Below are 19187 nucleotides of genomic sequence, written 5' to 3'. Positions count from 1 at the left end.
TCCCGTGGTCAGCCGATGACCGGCGGGACGGGGCCGCGCCGGAGATTCGTCCTGGTCTCTTCGTCCTGGGTCGGATGGTCGGAGCGCTGGTCGCCGCCCCGCGCGTCAGCAGGGCGGGCACCGGCCGCCCGCGGCGTGCCGACGACGCCGTTGGCGCTGGGCGTGCCCCGGCCCGCAGGCTTTGCGGGCCGGTTCTGGGTGTTGGCACCCACCACGCCCGTCTGGTTGGACCGGCCGGCTGGCCGGCTCCCGGTGTTCCGGGACTCGGTGCCGATAACCGTGCCCCTGGGAAGCTGCGACCCTGCGCTCTTGCCGGTGGTGCGCTGCGGTGTGCCGCCGACGATTCCGCTCGGGCGGCCGGCTGCGGGCGAGGCCGGTCCAGTGCGTCCGTTGGCAGACTGCCCCGGGCCACCGACGGGGCGCCCCACGATCGGGGACTGGCCGCGGCCCGTGGCAGGGGACTGACGTCCGGCGGCCGGAGCCCCCGGGCCGCCGGGGCGGCCGGCCATGGGCGACTGACCGCGGCCGGCCGCTGGGGTCTGACGGTTCTGACCGCCGGCGGGCATGCCCGGGCCACCCGGGCGGCCCACCATCGGCGACTGGCTCCGGCCGGCGGCGGGCGTCTGACGGTTCTGCGTACCTCCCGCGGGCATACCCGGGCCACCCGGGCGCCCCACCATCGGCGACTGACCGCGACCGGTGGTGTTGGAGGGGCCCGTGGTCGTAGGTGTCATGGGCCTGCCGTAGCCCTGTGCGGACCGGCCCGTCTGCTGGGTGGGGCCGGGGACGCCTTCGCGTCCGCCCGGCTTGAACGTCCTGCCGTTGGCCGTGGTGGGACCCGTGGTGCGTCCGGGCGGCGCGAACGGGCTGACCGGCGGGCCGCCGACCGGACCGGTGGTGGGGTTGGTGGTGGTCACCACGGGGTGTTGCTGGCCGGGGCCGGTGGTCGTCGGCGGCGGTGCCGTGGTGACGCTGTCGATCTTCATCGAGGTGTCGGTGACGGTGCCCACGGTGCCGAGCGCCCCCGGACGCTGGACGGTGTCGCTCTCGCCGGGCTGCCCCGTGCCGGCGAAAGCGGTGGACGGCCGGGCCGAGGTTGCGCTGCCGGGTGTGCCTCCGGGACCGACACCGTCCTGCCCTGACGGCGGCGGCACCGCCGCGCGGAACCCCTGCGGCGGCTTCGGGATCTCCTGGCTCGCCAGCGTCCCCTGCGACACCGCGTAGAACGACGCGAGGCGGTTCATCTGGTTGATGGCCTCCTGCCGGTTCTTCTCGACCTGCAGGGCCTTCTGGTAGTCCTCGTTGTCCGCCGTCCGCTCCGGGACCGTGAAGTCCTTGGCGTCCTTCTGGATCAGCCGGCTGTCGCGTGGCGGGCGGGAGTTGCGGACGGAGGCGAGGCCTTCGCTGGCCACCTTCATCTGGGTGCCCGCGGCGTTGGCCATCTTGGCGATCGCCCACGCGTAGCTGACCACCTCGGCCCCGTAGCGGCGGAACTCCTCCGCGCCCTCGCCCTCCCAGTCGACATCGCCGACGGTCTTCGCGAGGGCCTCGGCGGCCCGGTTGATGTCGGAGTTGGCCTTCACCAGGGCTTCGCTCGCGCCCTCCAGGTGCTCCGGGTTGGCGCTCTCCAGGAAGTCCAGCATCACGTTGAGCTTGAAGCCGTCGAAGGCGGTGGAGCCGAAGACGCTGCCGTTGGACCCGAAGCCGAACAGGCCGCCGAACATGTCCGGCAGGCGCTCCATCATGTCGGTGGCGGCGAACTGGCCCTCGATCTGCTCCTGCTGCTCGGTCTGCTCCTGGACGTGCTGCTCCGCCGTCAGGGGCTTCTCGGTGCCGGGCGGGGGCTGCGTGCCCGGGGCGGGCTGCTTCTCGTCACTCATCACTCATCACCCCAGATCCGTGGTGCCGGTCTTGGAATCCGTGCGCGGCGCCTGCGGCGCGACCGGCTTCTGACCCTGCTCCTGCTCGGTCATCGCGTCGCGCTCCTCGTCGAGGCGGGCGTTGATGGAGTGGAAGCGCTGCCGCTCGTAGTCGTCGACGTTGTCGTAGCCGACGTCGGCTCCGTGCACGCCGATGGAGAGCACCTCGATCTGTTCGCTGAGCGACTTCGAGAGGTCGACGAGGGCCTTGTGGACCCGGTTGTACTCCTTGTGGAAGCCGTCCGCCTCCGCGAAGGGAAGACCGGTGCCGAAAGATCCCCGGGTGACCTGCTCGGCCGCCACCTTCGTCTTGCCGCCGTCACCGCTCTCCAGCGAGGAGAGCACCTGGTCGACCGCGGCCCGGAACTTCTTGAGCTCACCGACACCGCGCTTGAGGTCAATGGCCATTGCCGCCCCCGTCACCACATGCCCTGGGCACGAGTCATTCCTCCCCGTTTGCTACCACTGCCATACATTGCGATCGCGGCGTCCCGCTTCCCGTTGATCGCCTCGGGTACCACTTTAGCCACCGGCTACGACAGTCCCAAGTGGCTTGTTGGTCACAGGAATTCGTTAAAAACTGAAGCACCGCCCATGTGCTGCCGCAAAGTCACCATGCCGTACCGATTGTGCTACAACCCGCTCGTCACAGCGCCCCTCGGGCGATCCTCCGCCTGCGCCGCCGGGAGTCCCGCAGCGCCACCGCGCCGCCCGAGACCGCGGCGACGAGCACTCCGCCGCCCACGACCACGTAGGTCGCGAGCCGGGCCGAGCGCTCCTCGGGGCGTTCTCCGAGGTGCAGTTCGGCCGGGGTCGGGGCCTCGGCGCGGGTGACGCCCTCGTGGGCCTCGGGCTTCTCGACGGGGCGGTCGTCCTCGGTCAGGGCACGGACCGGGTCGACGACGCCCCAGCCCACCAGCCGGTCGTGGCCGGCCACCGAGCGCTCGGCCGTCTGCTGGATCTGGGCGACGATCTGCTGCCGCGTCCAGTCCTGGTGCTTGGCCTTCACCAGGGCGGCCAGCCCGGCCACGTAGGGGGCCGAGAAACTGGTGCCGTTGTCGGCGCAGTGCCCGCCGCCGGGCACCGTGGAGATCATGTCGACGCCCGGCGCGGCGACGCCGACGAAGTCTCCCGACTGGGAGAACGAGGCCCGTTCGTTGTTGCGGTCGGACGAGGCGACCGCCAGGACGCCCTCGTACGAAGCGGGGTAGGTCCGCTTCACGTTGCCGCCGAGGCCGTCGTTGCCCGCCGACGCGACGACGACGATCTCCTCGGCGAGCGCCGCGTCGACGGCCTCCTTCAGCTCGGGGGCGGGCTCGACGGCGTCGGCCGTGTCCTGGGAGATGTTGATGACGTCGGCCTCCTTGTCGATCGCGTGCCGGATCGCCTGCGCGAGGGTGGACGCGGTGCCGCGGCCGTCCGCGTCGTTCTGCTGGATCGGGATGATCGTCGCGGCGGGGGCCAGACCGCTGAACCCGGTGCCCCTGGCGGGCCGGGCGGCGATGATGCCCGCGACCTTGGTGCCGTGGCCCACCGTGTCGGTGGTCCCGTCCTCCTTGCCGCGCTCGATCTTGTTGCCGTTGTCGTCCTTGGCGTCCTTCGGTATCAGGTTGATCCCGGCGCGGGTGTCGACGGCCGGCTTCAGCTGCGGGTGGCGCACGTCGACCCCGGTGTCGATGACCGCGACCCGCACGCCCTTGCCGGTGGACTGCTTCCACAACTCGTCGAGGAGCACGCGCTGGAGCGACCAGGGCCGCCCCTCGTAGACCCGGCCCGGATAGGTGCACTGGGTGACGTCGTCCGCCACCGCGGTGGACATCGGCAGCCCGACCGCGGCGAGGGCGCCGGCGGCCGTGACGGTGAGCAGGCGGCGTGCCGCGGCGGCGCCCGCGGAAGGGCTCGTCCTCTTCGTCATCGCCGCCGCCCTCACGAGCCCTGCGGCTGGCTCGCCGCGCCGGTGGACAGCCGCGGTCCGGTGGGCAGGAAGGTCGACCACTGCGCCGGGACGGGGAGCGGGGTGACCTCCTTGTAGCCGAGGCGGTTCTGCGCCTGGGCCGCCTCCTGCTGCCGGGCCTGCTGCTCCTCCTCGGAGCCGGACGAGCCGATGCCGGAGGAGTCGGTGGCGCTGTCGCCGTTGGACTGCATCGCGTAGCGCAGCCCGGTGTCGGTGACCAGGAAGAGGAATCCCGTCTTCGTGTCCGAACCCTGGAACTGCCGGAACAGCTGACCGGACCCGGGGGTGACGTAGGCGCTGGTGGAACCGGTTGGCAGCGGCGCCGGGAAATCGGTGCCCGCCCAGGTGGTCAGGGTGGTGGCGCCGGTGTCCTCGTCGACCTTGCGGAGCACGTTGCAGACGGTGTTGCGGCTGCCCTGCGCGGTGCTCGCGTCGTTGACGGCCTCCGGTGCGGCGGCCGGCCACTTCTTGTCCTGGCCGAACGCCCCGCCCGGCGCGAAGGCGCCCGCGCTGACGGCGGTCTCCTGGCCGTTCTGGCCGAGCTCGACGAGCTGGCGGCTGTTGAGCAGCAGCTTGGCGGTGAAGTCGGAGACCGGGGCCACGCGTCCCTGGAGGACCACGTAGCGCTGCTTCCTGGTCCCGTCGGTGGCGGACAGCACCATGCCGATCCGGTTGACGTCGTCGGCGAGGCCGGGGGCGCCGGCCGGTGCGCCGGGGTCGCCGGGAACCTCGGGGAAGGAGATGGTGTCGCCCCGGTGGAGGGTCTCCAGCCAGGCCTTGGAGACGCGCTGCGCCGCCCGGTTGTGGCCGACGAGCTGGCGCAGGAGCAGTTCGTCCTCGGCCACCGCGTACGCGGTCCCGCGGGCGTCGACGACGTACCGGGTCTCGTCGGGGCCCTCCACGTAGAGGAGTTCGCCGCCGGTGAGCTGGTTCGCGCCCTCGGTCTTCTTCTCGTCGCGCTCGGCGAGCACGAACGCCGCCTTCTGGATCGCACGGCCGCCCTCGCCGGGGCGCTCGCAGACGGCCCAGCGCTTGGCGACGCCGGCGACCTTGGCGTCGGGCAGGCGGTCGGGGGCGTAGGGGATGCCGAGCGTCGCGCCGTGCGGGATCTTGCCGTTGTCCAGCACCGACTCGTCGACGTTGATGACCTTCCCCTTGTCGGGGTCGAGCAGCAGCTTCGCCGACGACATGTTGAGGACGGGGTGGAGCTGGACCTTGCCCTTCGTCTTCAGCACGACGTACCGGGTGGTCGACTTGCTGGCGATGATGACGTTCTCGTTCGGGGTGTCCCATCCCTTGGGGGCCACCGGTTTGAACATGCCCCAGGCCGCGAACACCGCCAGCACCACCACGGCGACGATGGCGCCGGGGACGACCGCGCGCAGCGGGCGGGGTGCGCCCTCCTCGGAACCCGTCGCGTTGGGCTGAAGGAACTGTGCGATGAGCCTTCGCTTCGCGAAGGTGTAGGCGTTCAGTTCGTCCCGACGTGATGCCATCTGTACGCAGTCCCTCTCCCCGCTGGGCGACCAGGTTCCCACACTCACCGTGAGGGCCTGCCGCCGTGCCGCCCCTACTATGCCTGTCGGCGCTCGGGTCCTCCTGCTCAGGTAGGCTCGTCGCCCGGTCAACGCCCATGGGAAATTGCTTATTACGGACACGAGGGGGCAACGCGGCGATGGGTACGGCGACGCGTACGCGGCACGGGCGGACCACCGGCCGGGACACGGGGAGTTCCCGGGGGCAACGCAGCAACGACCCCGGGCGGCAGGCCCCCGCGGCCTCGGTCGCGGTGCAGGGAGCGCCCGCGGCGACGACGCTGCGGCCCCTGTCGCGGACGAGCCGGATCGGCCCCGTCCAGCTCCGGCAGCTCCTGCTCGTCGAGTTCGCGCTGGCCCTCGTCGCGGTGGGCTTCGCCCTCGGCGGCGGACTGTGGCTCGTGCCCACGGGCACGGTCGCCGGTCTGCTCGTCCTGCTGGCCGTGATCCGCCGGCGCGGGCACGCCCTTCCCGACTGGCTGGCGACGGCCCTCGCGTTGCGTGCGCGCAGACGCGGCAGCGCCCCGGCCGGTCCGGACACCGACCCGTCGCTGGCGCCCGTCACCGAGAGCCTGCCCGGCTTCGGCGCCTCCCCCTTCGTGGACCGCGACCGCCGGACGGTCGGCATGCTGGGGGACGGCACGTTCCTGACGGCCGTGGTGCGTGTGGAGGCCAGCGGTTCGGCGCTGCGCCCCGCCTTCGGCGCCCGGGCGCTGCCTCTGTCGCTGCTCGGCGACGCCCTCGAGGTCGACGACATCGTGATGGAGTCGGTGCAGCTCGTGCAGCAGGTGCGGGCGGCTCCCGCACCCCACCTGCCGCAGCAGTCGGTGGCCCGGCTGTCGTACGCCCCGCTCCAGGAGAAGACCGGCGCACCCGCGCTCCGCATGACGTGGATCGCCGTGAAGCTGGACCCCGAGCTGTGTCCCGAGGCGGTCGCGGCGCGCGGCGGCGGCATGGAGGGTGCTCAGCGCTGCCTGGTGCGCGTCGCCGACCACGTCGCCAGCCGCATGACCGGCGCGGGGTTCCAGGCCGTGGTGCTCGACCAGGAGGAGCTCAACTCCACCGTGGCGACCGCAGCCTGTGCGAGCCCGCGCGCGGCGTCGCGGGCCGGCCGCCCCGACGCCGCGCCGCAGCGCCGGACGGCGGAGACCTCCCGGGTGTGGCGGTGCGACGACCGCTGGCACACCTCGTACGCGGTGGGCCGCTGGCCGGAGCTCGGCCGGGCCGCGACTCCGCTGCCGAAGCTGGTCTCGCTGCTGACGGCCGTGCCCGCCTACGCGACCACGATCAGCCTCACCGTCCGGCGCGGCACCCGCCAGGGGACGATGGACATCGGAGGGCACGTGCGGATCACGGGCGGCTCCGACACCGAACTGATCGGCGTGCGGCGCGCTCTGGAGCAGGCGGCGCGCGGCGCGAAGGTCGGTCTGCTGCGTCTCGACCGCGAACAGCTGCCGGGTGTGCTGGCGACGATGCCTCTGGGGGGTGCCCGCTGATGGGCCGTACGGGAATGGCGAAGGGGCTGCGCGGCCTCGTGGGACCGCGCCACGCGGGGCACTCGATGCCCGCCGGCCATCTCGCCGCGCTCTCCCTGCCGGTCGGCGACGACGGAGTGGTCGTCGGCGACGACGCCGAGGGACGCCCCCAACTGGTGGGCTTCCACCGTTCGACGCCGTACGACGTCCTGCTCATCGGCGGCCTGTGGACCGCCCAGGTGCTGGCCCTCAGGGCAGCCGGCACCGGCGCGCGGGTCGTGGTGGAGACCGGACGCCGGCAGGAGTGGACGACGCTGGCGCAGGCGGCGGGCGCGGGCCTGGAGTGCATCACGCTGCACGACGTCGGGCGGGTGCCCCCGATGGGCGCCACCGTGGGCAGCCCGGTCGTGGTGATCCGCGACTGCGGCATGCGGCCCCCGCGGGGCCGGGTGGTGTCGTCGCCGTGGCAGTCGGTGCTGACCCTGCTCCCCTATCTGAGCCCCGTCGCACCGCGGTTGATGCGGGCGTCGACGCTTGTCGGGGTGCAGCGGGTGTCGCCGCAGGAGGCCCAGCAGATCGGCCGCATCCTGGGACTGACGCAGCCGGAGGTCGCCGCCCTGCCCACGCTGGCGGACGGGGTGACCCTGTGGTGTTCGGGACGCGAGCGCCACTGGGTGATGACGAGCGGGACGGATGCCGAGTCCGGACTGCTGGGCATGGCACGCCGGATGGACTGACCCACCCGCGGCACCGGCCCACCCGCGGACGCAGGACGGACCGTCCCGCCCCCGGACGCAGGACGGACCGGCCGCACCCGCGCGGCATGCAGGACGGCAGGCGGGCCGCCGGCGGGCAGGACGGACCGGCGGGCCCCGCCACCCGGTCGTGTGCGGGCGGCGCGAAGGCCCTCCGGAGCACGGTCGGCCTGCCCTACGATCGGGCGGGGTGCGGCGCCGTGCGCCGACGCGCACACGGCGCCGTGTGACGGTCCGGGCGTTCGTCCGGCCGTGAGCGAAAGGAGCCCACATGGGCAGCGCGCAGGAGAAGGACGAGCTGTACGCCCTGGACATCTCCGGTGTCGAATGGCTGGGGGCGCCGGGCACGAGCCCGGACGAGGAGCGCGTCGAGATCGCGCACCTCCCGAACGGGGCCGTGGCGATGCGCTCGTCCCTCGATCCGGAGACGGTGCTCCGCTACACGGAGGCCGAGTGGAGGGCGTTCGTCCTCGGCGCCCGGGACGGCGAGTTCGACCTGACGTGACGGCGTGAAGGATTCGGCCCGTCGGGACGACGTGAAGGTTCGGGGCCGCCGGGAACGGGCCGGCCCCGTCCGTTTGCACCGGTTCGTCCGGGACGTCTTCACGCTCCGGGGTGCGTGCGTCACGTCGGGGTCCCGCGTGACGCACGGGACGGTCACGGGTGCCGGACGGGCCTGCCGGAGCGGTGTCGTCGGCGATTAGGGTGGGTCGGGGCGCGGCATGCAGAACCTACCGGCATGCCCACCGCGTCCTCGGGGGAGAGCCGGGCCGATCGGACGTCAGCGGTCGCCCCCACCCACCACGGCACAAGGGTGCTCGACCACACCAGGAGGCAAAGTGAACGGCGATCGGGACGAGATCCACGGGGACTGGAACCTTCCCGTCGACGAGTCCGACGCGGATCCCGCCGAGCTGACGGGTGAGTTCACCATCGACTACACCCCTCCCGCCTGGTACACGCAGAACGCATCGGGTGACACGTCGGGCGGGGCGGGGAGCGCACCGCACACGCCGCCTCCGCCGCAGGGCGCGCCGGTGGCCGTGCCCGGGCTGCCGGCGGGAAGCGGGTTCGAGCCCAACTGGTCCGCGACGCCTCCGCCGGGGCAGGACGCCGCCGCGCCCGAGCCGGGTCCGGCCGTGCCGCCGTCGGCGCACGAGCCGGTCGCGCCCGAGCCGGCCCCCGTCCCCCTGCCGGCGGAGCCCGCACCCGCGGCCCTGCCGGCGGACCACGCGGCAGGCTCCGACGGCTCCGGCTCCGGCAGCGGTGACGTGGAGAGCGGCGCGACGATGCGCTTCTCCGCCGCTGCCCTGAAGCGCGAGATCGCCGAGCGGACCGCCGCCGACGAAGCTGCCGCCGGGGACGCCGCGCCCTCGAGCACGGACCGGGGCGACGGCGAGGGGGCCCCTGACGACGCGTCGGCCGCGGCGGCCGTCGCGGACCGCGAGGCGGACGGTTCCGCCGCGGACGGCGACGGCGCCTCGGACAGCGGGCACGGCGCGGACGGCGCGGACGGCCCCGCGAGCGGTTCCGCACCGGACACCTTCGGCTCGGACGTCTTCGCCGCGGACGCCTTCGGCGCCGACGCGGGCGACGACGCGCGGGACCACACGGGCGACGCATCGGGCTCCGGCGACGCGAACTCCCCCGCGGTGGCGAACGACACGGCCGACACCGCCGAGACCCCGGACGACGTCCGGGACGCGGTGCCCGCGTCCGAGGAGCCGCAGGACACCCCGCCGGCGTCCCTGCCGGAAGCGGCTCCCGACGCGCTGCCCCCGGCCGCCGAACCGCAGCCGTGGGCACCCGCGCCCGCGGCGCCCCAGCCGGGCCTTCCTCCGCTGCCGCCCGCGTACCAGCCCGCCGCCCCGGCCGCCGCCCAGCAGTGGCCCGCACCGAGTGCCGACGCCTCCGCGCCGCCCGCGGCCGCGCCGGCGCCGGGTGCTCCCGCTCCCTGGCAGCCCTCCCCCACGCCCGGTCAGCAGCCCGTGGCCCCGGCCCCGCAGGGCGGCCACGGCTTCCCGCAGCAGGGACAGCAGCCCGCCCCCGAGCCCGGGTACGGCTTCCCCCAGCCGGGAGCCCAGCCCGGCCACCCCGGCGCACCCGCGCCGCAGGCCGGCTACGGCTTCCCGCACCCCGGCGGCCCCGCACCCCACCCCGGAGCACAGCCCGGCCACCCCGGCGCACCCACCCCGCCCGCACCGGAAGGCGGTTACGGCTTCCCGCAGCCCGGTCAGTCCGCACCGCACCCGGGCGCCGCTCCCGCGTCCCAGCCCGGTTACGGCTTCCCCCAGCCGGGAGCCCAGCCCGGCCACCCCGGCGCACCCACCCCGCAGGCCGGCTACGGCTTCCCGCACCCCGGCGGCCCCGCACCCCACCCCGGAGCACACCCCGGCGCAGCCGCACCCCACCCCGGCGCACAGCCCGGCCACCCCGGCGCACCCACCCCGCCCGCACCGCTGCCGCCTCAGCAGCAGCACTCCCCCGCCGCCGCCCAGCCGCTTCCGGCAGGGCAGCCGGGGCAGCACTCCGGTCAGCAGCCGGGAGCGCCCGCGGGTCAGCAGCCCGGCCCGTTCCCCGGGCAGGTGCCGCCGGGAGCGCCGGATGCCCCCGGGCAGGTGCCGCCGCAGGGTCAGGGCGGCACGCCCCAGGCGCCCGGCGCTCCCGGGGCGCCGGCCGACCCGCGGGCCGGCGGCGCCTGGCCGTCGCCGGTCACCCATGACCAGCGCGAACGCTCCGTGCCGGGCGCGCCGCTCGGCTACACGGCGGCCGTGGAGCTCTCCTCCGACAGGCTGCTGCGCAACAACCGGCAGAAGCCGAAGTCGAGCCGCAACCCGGCCGCCGCGGCCCGCTTCAAGCTGGGCGGCAAGAAGGAGGAGGCTGAGCGGCAGCGCAAGCTCGACCTGATCCGCACGCCGGTCCTCTCCTGCTACCGGATCGCGGTCATCTCGCTCAAGGGCGGCGTCGGCAAGACCACCACGACGACCGCGCTGGGCTCGACACTCGCCACCGAGCGGCAGGACAAGATCCTGGCGATCGACGCCAACCCGGACGCCGGCACGCTCGGGCGGCGGGTCCGCCGGGAGACCGGGGCGACCATCCGGGACCTGGTGCAGGCGATCCCGTACCTCAACTCGTACATGGACATCCGCCGGTTCACCTCGCAGGCGCCGTCCGGTCTGGAGATCATCGCCAACGACGTGGACCCGGCCGTCTCCACCACGTTCAACGACGAGGACTACCGGCGCGCGATCGACGTGCTGGGCAAGCAGTACCCGATCATCCTCACCGACTCGGGCACCGGTCTGCTGTACAGCGCCATGCGCGGCGTGCTGGACCTCGCCGACCAGCTCATCATCATCTCCACGCCGTCCGTGGACGGCGCGAGCAGCGCGTCGACGACGCTCGACTGGCTGTCGGCGCACGGCTACGCGGAGCTGGTGCAGCGTTCGGTGACGGTCATCTCCGGGGTGCGCGAGACCGGAAAGATGATCAAGGTGGACGACATCGTGGCGCACTTCCAGACGCGCTGCCGCGGCGTGGTGGTCGTGCCGTTCGACGAGCACCTGGCGGCGGGCGCCGAGGTCGACCTCGACATGATGCGCCCCAAGACCCGCGAGGCGTACTTCAACCTCTCGGCGCTGATCGCCGAGGACTTCGTCCGTGCCCAGCAGCAGCAGGGGCTGTGGACGGCCGACGGCAACCCGCCGCCGCAGTCCGCGCCGCCCATGCCGGGGTACCAGGGCCAGCCGTGGCAGCAGCAGCCCGCTCCGGGTCAGCCGGTGCCCGGGCAGCCGATGCCGGGACAGCAGGTGCCGCACCAGCCCGGCCCGGGGCAGCAGCCGCCCGTCCAGCAGCCCTACCCCCAGCAGCCGCAGCAGCCGTACGGCGGCCCTCAGCAGCCGTATCCGCCGCAGGGATGGCAGCAGCAGCCTCCGCAGGCGCCCTCTCCCGCGGGTCCTCCTCCGGGAGCGCCCGGACATCCCGGCGCCCCAGGTCAGACGGATTCCCAGGCTCCGGTGCCGCCGCCCGGATGGCCGCAGCAGCAGCCTCCGCAGGCGCCGCCAGCCCCTCAGCAGTAGGGCTGCAGAGGTCTGGACCAATAAGGGCCCGCACCGGTCACCCGGTGCGGGCCCTCGGCGTATTCCCGCAGCCCACACGGGGTTTGGACGGCCGTTGACGCGGCATGACCACACTGATAAACCTTCGCTTCACCAGCTGGCGAACCCGAGATCACCAACCCGCCTTCTCCGAGCGAGTCATGACGCGAGGTCACCGTCCCATGGTCACACAGGCTCCACCACCCACCGCCCGGCTCCGTTCCCGTTTCCGGCGGACCGCGGCCGTCGGCACCGCCGCGTCCGCGCTGCTGCTGGCGGGCCTGATCGTCCCGCAGGCCCAGGCGGCGCCGCAGGACCGCACCGCCGCGCTCGCCCCGGCGCGGGCCGCCGACGGCAAGGACGTCCTCACCGTCGCCGTGTCGCAGAGCGTGGACTCCCTGAGCCCGTTCCTCGCGTCACGGCTGCTGACGACGTCCATCCACCGGCTCACCTACGAGTACCTGACGAACTACGACCCCAAGGACGGCCGTACCGTCCCGGGCTTCGCGACCGAGTGGAAGCCGTCCGCCGACAAGCTGACGTGGACGTACACCATCCGGTCCGACTCCACCTGGTCCGACGGGAAGAAGGCCACGGCCGAGGACGCCGCCTGGACCTTCAACAAGATGATGGCCGACCCGAACGCCGCCACCGCCAACGGCAGCTTCACCGCCAACTTCGCCGAGGTCACCGCGCCCGACCCGGCGACGCTCGTCATCAGGCTGAAGAAGCCGCAGGCCACGATGACGGCGCTGGACGTGCCCATCGTCCCGAAGCACATCTGGGAGAAGGTCGGCGACTTCTCCACCTTCAACAACGACAAGCAGTTCCCCATCGTCGGCAACGGGCCGTTCGTCATCACGGACTTCAAGGTCGACCAGTACGTGAAGCTCGCCCCCAACAAGGACTTCTGGCGCGGCGCGCCCAAGTTCGACGAGCTGGTCTTCAAGTACTACAAGGACGGTGACGCCGCGGTCGCCGCCCTCCAGAAGGGCGAGGTCTCCTTCGTCCAGGGGCTGACGCCCGCTCAGGCCGACGCGCTGAAGAGCGCCGAGAACATCAAGGTCAACGACGCCCCCGGCCGCCGGTTCTTCGCGCTGGCCACCAACCCCGGCGCCCGGTCCAAGGACGGCAAGACCTTCGGCAACGGGCACAAGGCGCTGCTCGACCCGGCGGTCCGCAAGGCGCTGTTCCACGCCACCGACCGCACGACGATCGTGGACAAGGTCTTCCAGGGCCACGCGGTCGAGGGAGAGGGCTACATCCCGCCCCGGTTCTCCTCGTACTTCTGGAAGCCGTCGGCCGAGCAGAAGATCGGCTACGACCCCGCCAAGGCCGCGCAGCTGCTCGACCAGGCCGGCTACAGGAAGAACGCGAGCGGCAAGCGCGCGGGCAAGGACGGCAAGCCGCTCGACTTCCGGATCCTGTGCCACGCCACCGACCCGAACGACAAGGCGATCGGCAAGTACCTCCAGGAGTGGTGGGGCGAACTCGGCATCGGCCTGAAGGTCGAGTGCCTGGACAACGTCTCCGACCCGTGGCTCGCGGGCGACTACGACCTGGCCTTCGACGGCTGGTCGGTCAACCCCGACCCGGACTTCGTGCTGTCGATCCACACCTGCGCGGCCCTGCCGGCCACCCCGAAGGACACCGGCGCCACGGACAACTTCATCTGCGACAAGCAGTTCGACGACCTGTACGCCCGGCAGGCCGTGGAGTACGACGCCGCCAAGCGCACCGAACTGGTCAAGCAGATGGAATCCCGCCTCTACGACACGGGCTACATGAACGTCCTCGCGTATCCGAACGCGCTGGAGGCGTACCGTACCGACCAGATCAAGTCGATCACGACGATGCCCGAGGCCGCGGGCAACATCTACGGGCAGGACGGCTACTGGAGCTGGTGGTCGGCGGAGCCGGCCTCGGCCGGGGAAGGCTCCGGCGGCGGCTCCTCGACCGGGATCCTGATCGGCGTCGGCGCGGCCGTCGCGCTGGCCGCGGCCGCGGGGGTCTTCGTCGCGATGCGTCGCCGTTCCACCGCGGAAGACCGTGAATAGTCGATGAGCACCACGAGCACCACCGGCACCACGACCGCCGTGGCGCGGGCCCCCGGGGCCCGCGCCGCGAGCGGCGCCGGCGTACGCGCCTACCTCGCCCACGCGGCGGGCAAGCTGGGCGGCGCGGCGGTCTCCCTGATCGCCGTGCTCGTCACCAGCTTCTTCCTCTTCCGGATCATCCCCGGCGACCCGGTCAAGGCCATGACCCACGGCGTGCCGACGTCCGCCGAGCAGATGGCCACGCTGCGCCGCCAGTTCGGGCTCGACCAGCCCCTGTGGCAGCAGTTCACCGACTACTGCGCCAAGGCCCTGACCGGCGACCTGGGCATGTCGTACCAGTTCCGTGCGCCGGTCGGCGACCTGATCCTCCAGAAGGTGCCCGCGACCCTGCTGCTGACCGGTACGGCGGTCCTCCTCTACTCGGCGATCGGCCTGTGGCTGGGCACCCGGTCGGCATGGCGGCACGGCAGCCTCGGCGACCGGGTCAACACCGGTGTGGCGCTGACCCTGTGGTCGGTTCCGTCGTTCTGGCTGGGCCTGCTGCTGATCATCACCTTCTCGGTGGGGATCGGCCCGATCCCGGGCATGTTCCCGACCGGCGGCATGGAGTCCGGCAACGAGACCGGCCTCGCCCACGTCCTCGACGTGGCCCACCACATGGTGCTGCCGGTGATCACCCTGGTCGCCGTCGGGTACGCGCAGACCCTGCTGGTGATGCGCTCCTCGCTGCTCGACGAGATGGGCAGCGACTACCTGACGACGGCACGGGCCAAGGGGCTGCGGGACGACGCCGTACGCCGCCGCCACGCGGTGCCGAACGCGCTGCTGCCCACCGTGACCATGGTCTTCATCAACCTCGGCCATGTGGCCGCCGGTTCGATCCTGGTGGAGACGGTGTTCTCCTGGCCGGGGCTCGGCGGCCTGTTCTACCAGGCGCTGAGCGTGCCCGACCTGCCGCTGGTGCAGGGCCTGTTCGTCGTCTTCGCCGGAGCGATGATCGTGATGAACCTCCTCGCCGACCTGCTGTATCCGCTGCTCGATCCCCGGGTGGGCCGATGACGACGACACCGGACGCACCGGCCGCGGAGCGCGCCCGCTCCGCCCGCTCCCTCGCGTGGGCGCGCCGGCGGCACTCGCTCGCCCGCTTCTGGACGGCCTACCGCTCCCACCGGGCCGGGCTCTTCGGACTCGGCGCCCTGGCGGTGATCGCCCTGCTGGCGCTGGCCGCGCCGCTGCTGGTCGGCTCCGACGTGCAGAGCGTGACCAACGCGCCCGGCAGCGCGCTGGAGCGGCCGAGCGGTGAATTCCCGCTCGGCACCGACCAGTTCGGGCGCTCCCTGCTCGGCCTGCTGGTCTGGGGCGCCCGGATCTCGCTGACGGTCGGGCTCCTCGCCGCGGCGCTCTCCGTGGCCATCGGCACACTCGTCGGCGTCGTCGCCGGCCACTACGGCGGCTGGTTCTCGACCGTGGTCATGCGGATCACCGACTGGTTCCTGGTGATGCCGACGCTGGTGCTCGCCATCGTCCTGGCGACCGTCATGTCGCGGAGCATGTGGACGGTCATCGTGGCCATCGGCGTCACCACCTGGCCCACCACGGCCCGTCTGGTGCGCGCCCAGACCATCGCCGTCGAGTCCCGCCCGTACATCGAGCGGGCCAGGGCGCTCGGCGGCGGGCACGGGCACATCATGAACCGCCACGTGCTGCCGAACGTGATGCCGCTGGTCCTCGCGCAGACCACCCTCGGCATCTCCAGCGCCATCCTCACCGAGGCGACCCTGGCCTTCCTCGGCCTCGGCGACCCGACCGTCGTCTCCTGGGGCGGCATGCTCCAGGACGCGCGGGAGGCGGGCGCCGTCTCCTCCGGCCACTGGTGGTACCTGGCGCCGCCCGGGATCGCGATCGCCCTCGTGGCCCTCGCGTTCACCCTGTGCGGGCGCGCCGTCGAATCCGTCCTCAACCCGAAGCTGGGGGTCGCGCGGTGAGCGTGCTGGAGGTCAGGGACCTGCATGTGACGTACGGCAGCGGCCGCACGGCGGTGCCCGCCGTGCGCGGGGTGGACCTCACCCTCGCCGCCGGCCGCAAACTGGGGGTCGCGGGCGAGTCCGGCTGCGGCAAGTCCACGCTGGCGCTCGCGCTGCTGCGCCTGCTGCCCGCCTCGGCCCGGCTGTCCGGTGAGATCCTGCTGGACGGCGAGGACGTGCTCACCATGAAGTGGGGCCGGCTGCGGGCCGTCCGCTGGGCCGGGGCGTCGATCGTCTTCCAGGGCGCGATGCACTCGCTGAACGCCGTGCACCGCGTCGGCGAGCAGATCGCCGAGCCGATGCTGCTGCACGGCACCACCACCCCGGCGGCCGCCCGCACCCGGGTGGGCGAGCTGCTCCAGCACGTGGGCCTGCCGGTCTCCCGGGCCGACGCCTACCCCCACGAGCTGTCCGGCGGCCAGCGCCAGCGGGTCATGATCGCCATGGCGCTCGCCTGCGACCCGCGGCTCATCGTCGCGGACGAGCCGACGACCGCCCTCGACGTGATGATCCAGGCGCAGATCCTGCGCCTGATCGAACAGCTCGTCGCCGAGAAGGACATCAGCCTCCTGATGATCAGCCACGACCTCGGCGTCCTCGCCGACACCTGCGACGAACTCGCCGTCATGTACGCCGGCCGCGTGGTCGAGGAGGGACCGGCGCGGGACGTCTACGACGCCGCCCGCCACCCCTACGGCAAGGCGCTGTCCGCCGCGTTCCCGAGGATCGGCGACCCCGCCTCCCGCCGTGCCCCGCGCGGCCTGCCCGGCGACCCGCCGGACCCGGCGGCCCTGCCCGGCGGCTGCGCCTTCCACCCCCGCTGCCCCGTGGCGCTCGACACCTGCGCCCACCAGGACCAGGTCCTCGTCGGCGCCGGCGACCTGCGCCGTGCCGCCTGCGTCCATGCGGGAGCAGAGGTGACGCAGCCGTGACCGCCTCCACCGAGAAGAGCCCCACCGTGACCGGGACCCCCGCCCTGCTCTCGGCCACCGGCCTGCACGTCTCCTTCCCCGGGCGGCGCGGCGCCCCGCCCGCCAGGGCGGTCGACGGTGTCGACCTGGACATCGGAGCCGGCGAGATCGTCGCCCTGGTCGGCGAGTCAGGCTGCGGCAAGACCACCCTGGCGCGTTCCCTGCTGGGCCTGGTGCCGCCCACCGACGGGCGGGTCGCCTTCGGCGGGGCGCCGCTGGACTACGGCGGCCGCGCCCTGAAGCGGTACCGCAAGCGCGTCCAGCTCGTGCTCCAGGACCCGAGCGGTTCGCTCAACCCCCGGCACACCGTGTACGACGCCGTCGCCGAGGGCCTGCGGATCCACGGATACACGGGCGACGAACGCGAGGCCGTCGCCGCGGCCCTGTCCCGGGCCGGCCTGCGCCCCCCGGAGCGCTTCTTCCTCCGCTATCCCCACGAACTCTCCGGCGGCCAGCGGCAGCGCGTCGTCATCGCCGGGGCGCTCGTGCTGGAGCCCGAACTCATCGTCGCGGACGAGCCGGTGGCCTCCCTGGACGCCTCGGTGCGCGGTGAGATCCTGGCGCTGCTGCTGCGGCTGCGCGACGAACTGGGCCTGTCGGCGCTGGTGGTGACCCACGACCTGGGGCTCGCCTGGAACATCGCCGACCGGGTCGCGGTCATGTACCTCGGCCGCATCGTGGAGTCCGGTCCGGTGGAGGAGGTCCTCACCTCGCCCCGGCATCCGTACACCCGGGCACTGCTCTCGGTGCTGCCCGAGTCGCCGACGCCGCCGGTCGTCCTCACGGGCGAGCCGCCGGACCCGGCGCGCATCCCGGGGGGCTGCCGCTTCCACGCCCGGTGCCAGATCCTGGCCTCCGGGGAGGCGGCGCACGCCGGGGTGGCGGACGCCTGCCGGACGAAGCCGCTTCCCGTGCTGCCGCACACCACCGCGGCACAGGTGGCCTGCCACTGGGCCGGGGGACCGGGCCCGTCCGGCGACTGAGCACACCGCGCCGGGCGCGACCGCGCCCCCACCGTGCCGGTGGGGGCGCTCCGAGAACAGCTCCGCCCCGACGGCGGAGGAGGAGGGGCTGCCGCAGCCCGCCCTACGCGGACGTCAGCTCGCCTACGCCGACGTCAGCTCGCGGCAGCGCTTGACGTCCTCGCCCATCGCCACGAGCAGTGCCTCGATCGAGTCGAACTTCTGCTGGCCCCGCACGTACGCGAGGAAGTCCACCGTCACGTGCAGCCCGTACAGCTCCAGACCGACGCGGTCGATGGCGTACGCCTCCACGGTGCGCTCGGTGCCGTCGAACTGCGGGTTGGTGCCCACCGAGATCGCCGCGGGCATCCGCTCGCCGTCGGCCGTCAGCCAGCCCGCGTACACGCCGTCCGCGGGAACGGCGGTGTGCGGCAGGGTCTCCACGTTGGCCGTGGGGAAGCCGAGCTCCCGGCCGCGCTGCGCACCGCGCACGACGACGCCCTCGACCCGGTGCGGCCGCCCGAGGATCTCCGCGGCGCCGGTGACGTCGCCCTCGGCGACCAGTCGCCGGGTGAGGGTGGAGGAGAACGGGACGCCGCCGCCCGCCTCGCCGCTCACGAAGAGGTCGATGACCTCGACCTCGTAGTCGTGGGCGGCACCCAGCTCCCGCAGCAGACCGACGTTCCCGGCGGCGCGGTGGCCGAAGCGGAAGTTGGGGCCCTCGATGACGGCGCGGGCGTGGAGCTTGTCCACGAGCACCTTCACCACGAAGTCCGCGGGGGACAGCTGGGAGAACGCGAGCGTGAAGGGGAGGACGAGGACGGCGTCGACGCCCAGGTCCTCCATGAGTTCGGCGCGCCGGTGGTGGGGGGCGAGCAGGGGCGGATGGCTGCCGGGGCGGACGACCTCGCTGGGGTGGGGGTCGAAGGTGACCACGACCGCCGGGACTCCCAGTTCGCGCGCCCTCTCCACGGCACGGCCGATGATCAGCTGGTGCCCGCGGTGCACCCCGTCGTAGGAACCGATGGTGACGACGCTGCGCCCCCAGTCCTGGGGGATGTACTCCAAGCCACGCCAGCGCTGCACTGTGACCGCTCCTCGCCCGAACCTGTTCCTGAATACCGACAATGCGCAGGTCTAAGACTGCCATGCCCGCCCCTCGCGGTCGGCATCGGCTCCTGATCGCCCCGTGCGAGCCGTCGGCGGGGGTGCCGGTCCTGCGGATTCCCCGGTTCCGCGGCTGCCCCGGGTTTCCGGGACGCCGATGCCCAGGTCAACGGGAATGCGCCCCCCTTTCACGCCCGCAGGTACTCCGAGCGCCCGCACGATGAGGTGAATTCGGGCGGCCGGACGGACAGACCTGGTGTGGGGGAAACGAGGGGGGTCGTGGAACGGGCAGCACAGCTGCCCGTTCCACGAAGAGCCGGTCACCGAC

Annotated in this window: 14 protein-coding genes; 9 read left to right on the top strand and 5 right to left on the bottom strand. The window is 73.3% G+C overall.

The annotated features are described in order from the left end of the window. Positions 1-8: 8 nt before the first annotated feature. From IAG43_RS23585 to eccB, 4 genes are all read right to left on the bottom strand, one after another. The gene (locus IAG43_RS23585; RefSeq protein ID WP_187742688.1) at positions 9-1880 is read right to left on the bottom strand and encodes a mediator complex subunit 15 domain-containing protein; all 1872 of its coding nucleotides are present in this window, start codon (positions 1878-1880) and stop codon (positions 9-11) included. A 6-nt stretch (positions 1881-1886) separates the two neighbouring features. Next, a complete protein-coding gene (locus tag IAG43_RS23580; RefSeq protein ID WP_187742687.1) occupies positions 1887-2327 on the bottom strand; it encodes a hypothetical protein in 441 nt (146 codons plus the stop codon). 238 nt (positions 2328-2565) lie between these two features. Further along, positions 2566-3834, bottom strand: a complete 1269-nt coding sequence (mycP, locus tag IAG43_RS23575) for a type VII secretion-associated serine protease mycosin (protein WP_187742686.1) — start codon at positions 3832-3834, stop codon at positions 2566-2568. Between the two features lie 11 nt (positions 3835-3845). Beyond that, positions 3846-5369 (bottom strand): type VII secretion protein EccB, encoded by a 1524-nt coding sequence (gene eccB / locus IAG43_RS23570; protein ID WP_187742685.1) that lies wholly within the window; start codon positions 5367-5369, stop codon positions 3846-3848. A 179-nt stretch (positions 5370-5548) separates the two neighbouring features. Between eccB and eccE the strand changes: the two genes are divergently transcribed. From eccE to IAG43_RS23525, 9 genes are all read left to right on the top strand, one after another. Then, a complete protein-coding gene (gene eccE / locus IAG43_RS23565; RefSeq protein ID WP_187742684.1) occupies positions 5549-6904 on the top strand; it encodes a type VII secretion protein EccE in 1356 nt (451 codons plus the stop codon). Further along, positions 6904-7620: a hypothetical protein gene (locus IAG43_RS23560; RefSeq protein WP_246574515.1), complete on the top strand. Its 717-nt coding sequence runs from the start codon at positions 6904-6906 to the stop codon at positions 7618-7620. The genes eccE and IAG43_RS23560 overlap by 1 nt, the downstream gene beginning before the upstream one ends. Before the next feature lie 289 nt (positions 7621-7909). Beyond that, on the top strand, positions 7910-8143 hold the full coding sequence (locus IAG43_RS23555) for a DUF397 domain-containing protein (protein WP_147991293.1): 234 nt from the start codon (positions 7910-7912) through the stop codon (positions 8141-8143). Between the two features lie 334 nt (positions 8144-8477). Then, positions 8478-11720: an SCO5717 family growth-regulating ATPase gene (locus IAG43_RS23550; protein ID WP_187742683.1), complete on the top strand. Its 3243-nt coding sequence runs from the start codon at positions 8478-8480 to the stop codon at positions 11718-11720. A gap of 200 nt (positions 11721-11920) precedes the next feature. Next, positions 11921-13795 carry an ABC transporter substrate-binding protein gene (locus tag IAG43_RS23545; protein ID WP_187742682.1) on the top strand — a complete coding sequence of 625 codons (1875 nt, stop codon included), beginning with the start codon at positions 11921-11923 and terminating at the stop codon, positions 13793-13795. Between the two features lie 3 nt (positions 13796-13798). Continuing rightward, the gene (locus tag IAG43_RS23540) at positions 13799-14854 is read left to right on the top strand and encodes an ABC transporter permease (protein WP_187742681.1); all 1056 of its coding nucleotides are present in this window, start codon (positions 13799-13801) and stop codon (positions 14852-14854) included. Further along, positions 14851-15780: an ABC transporter permease gene (locus tag IAG43_RS23535; RefSeq protein WP_187742680.1), complete on the top strand. Its 930-nt coding sequence runs from the start codon at positions 14851-14853 to the stop codon at positions 15778-15780. The genes IAG43_RS23540 and IAG43_RS23535 overlap by 4 nt, the downstream gene beginning before the upstream one ends. Further along, positions 15777-16751 carry an ABC transporter ATP-binding protein gene (locus IAG43_RS23530; protein WP_187742679.1) on the top strand — a complete coding sequence of 325 codons (975 nt, stop codon included), beginning with the start codon at positions 15777-15779 and terminating at the stop codon, positions 16749-16751. Before IAG43_RS23535 ends, IAG43_RS23530 begins: the two co-directional genes overlap by 4 nt. Beyond that, entirely contained in the window at positions 16748-17773 is a 1026-nt protein-coding gene (locus IAG43_RS23525) for an ABC transporter ATP-binding protein (protein ID WP_246574514.1), read from the top strand. The genes IAG43_RS23530 and IAG43_RS23525 overlap by 4 nt, the downstream gene beginning before the upstream one ends. 123 nt (positions 17774-17896) lie before the next feature. Here the strand turns inward: IAG43_RS23525 and IAG43_RS23520 are convergent, their stop codons facing one another. Then, positions 17897-18838: a bifunctional riboflavin kinase/FAD synthetase gene (locus IAG43_RS23520; protein WP_187742678.1), complete on the bottom strand. Its 942-nt coding sequence runs from the start codon at positions 18836-18838 to the stop codon at positions 17897-17899. Positions 18839-19187 lie beyond the last annotated feature (349 nt).

It is taken from the genome of Streptomyces genisteinicus, assembly GCF_014489615.1.
GTDB lineage: Bacteria > Actinomycetota > Actinomycetes > Streptomycetales > Streptomycetaceae > Streptomyces > Streptomyces genisteinicus.
This window is presented reverse-complemented; position numbering and strand designations above follow the sequence as displayed.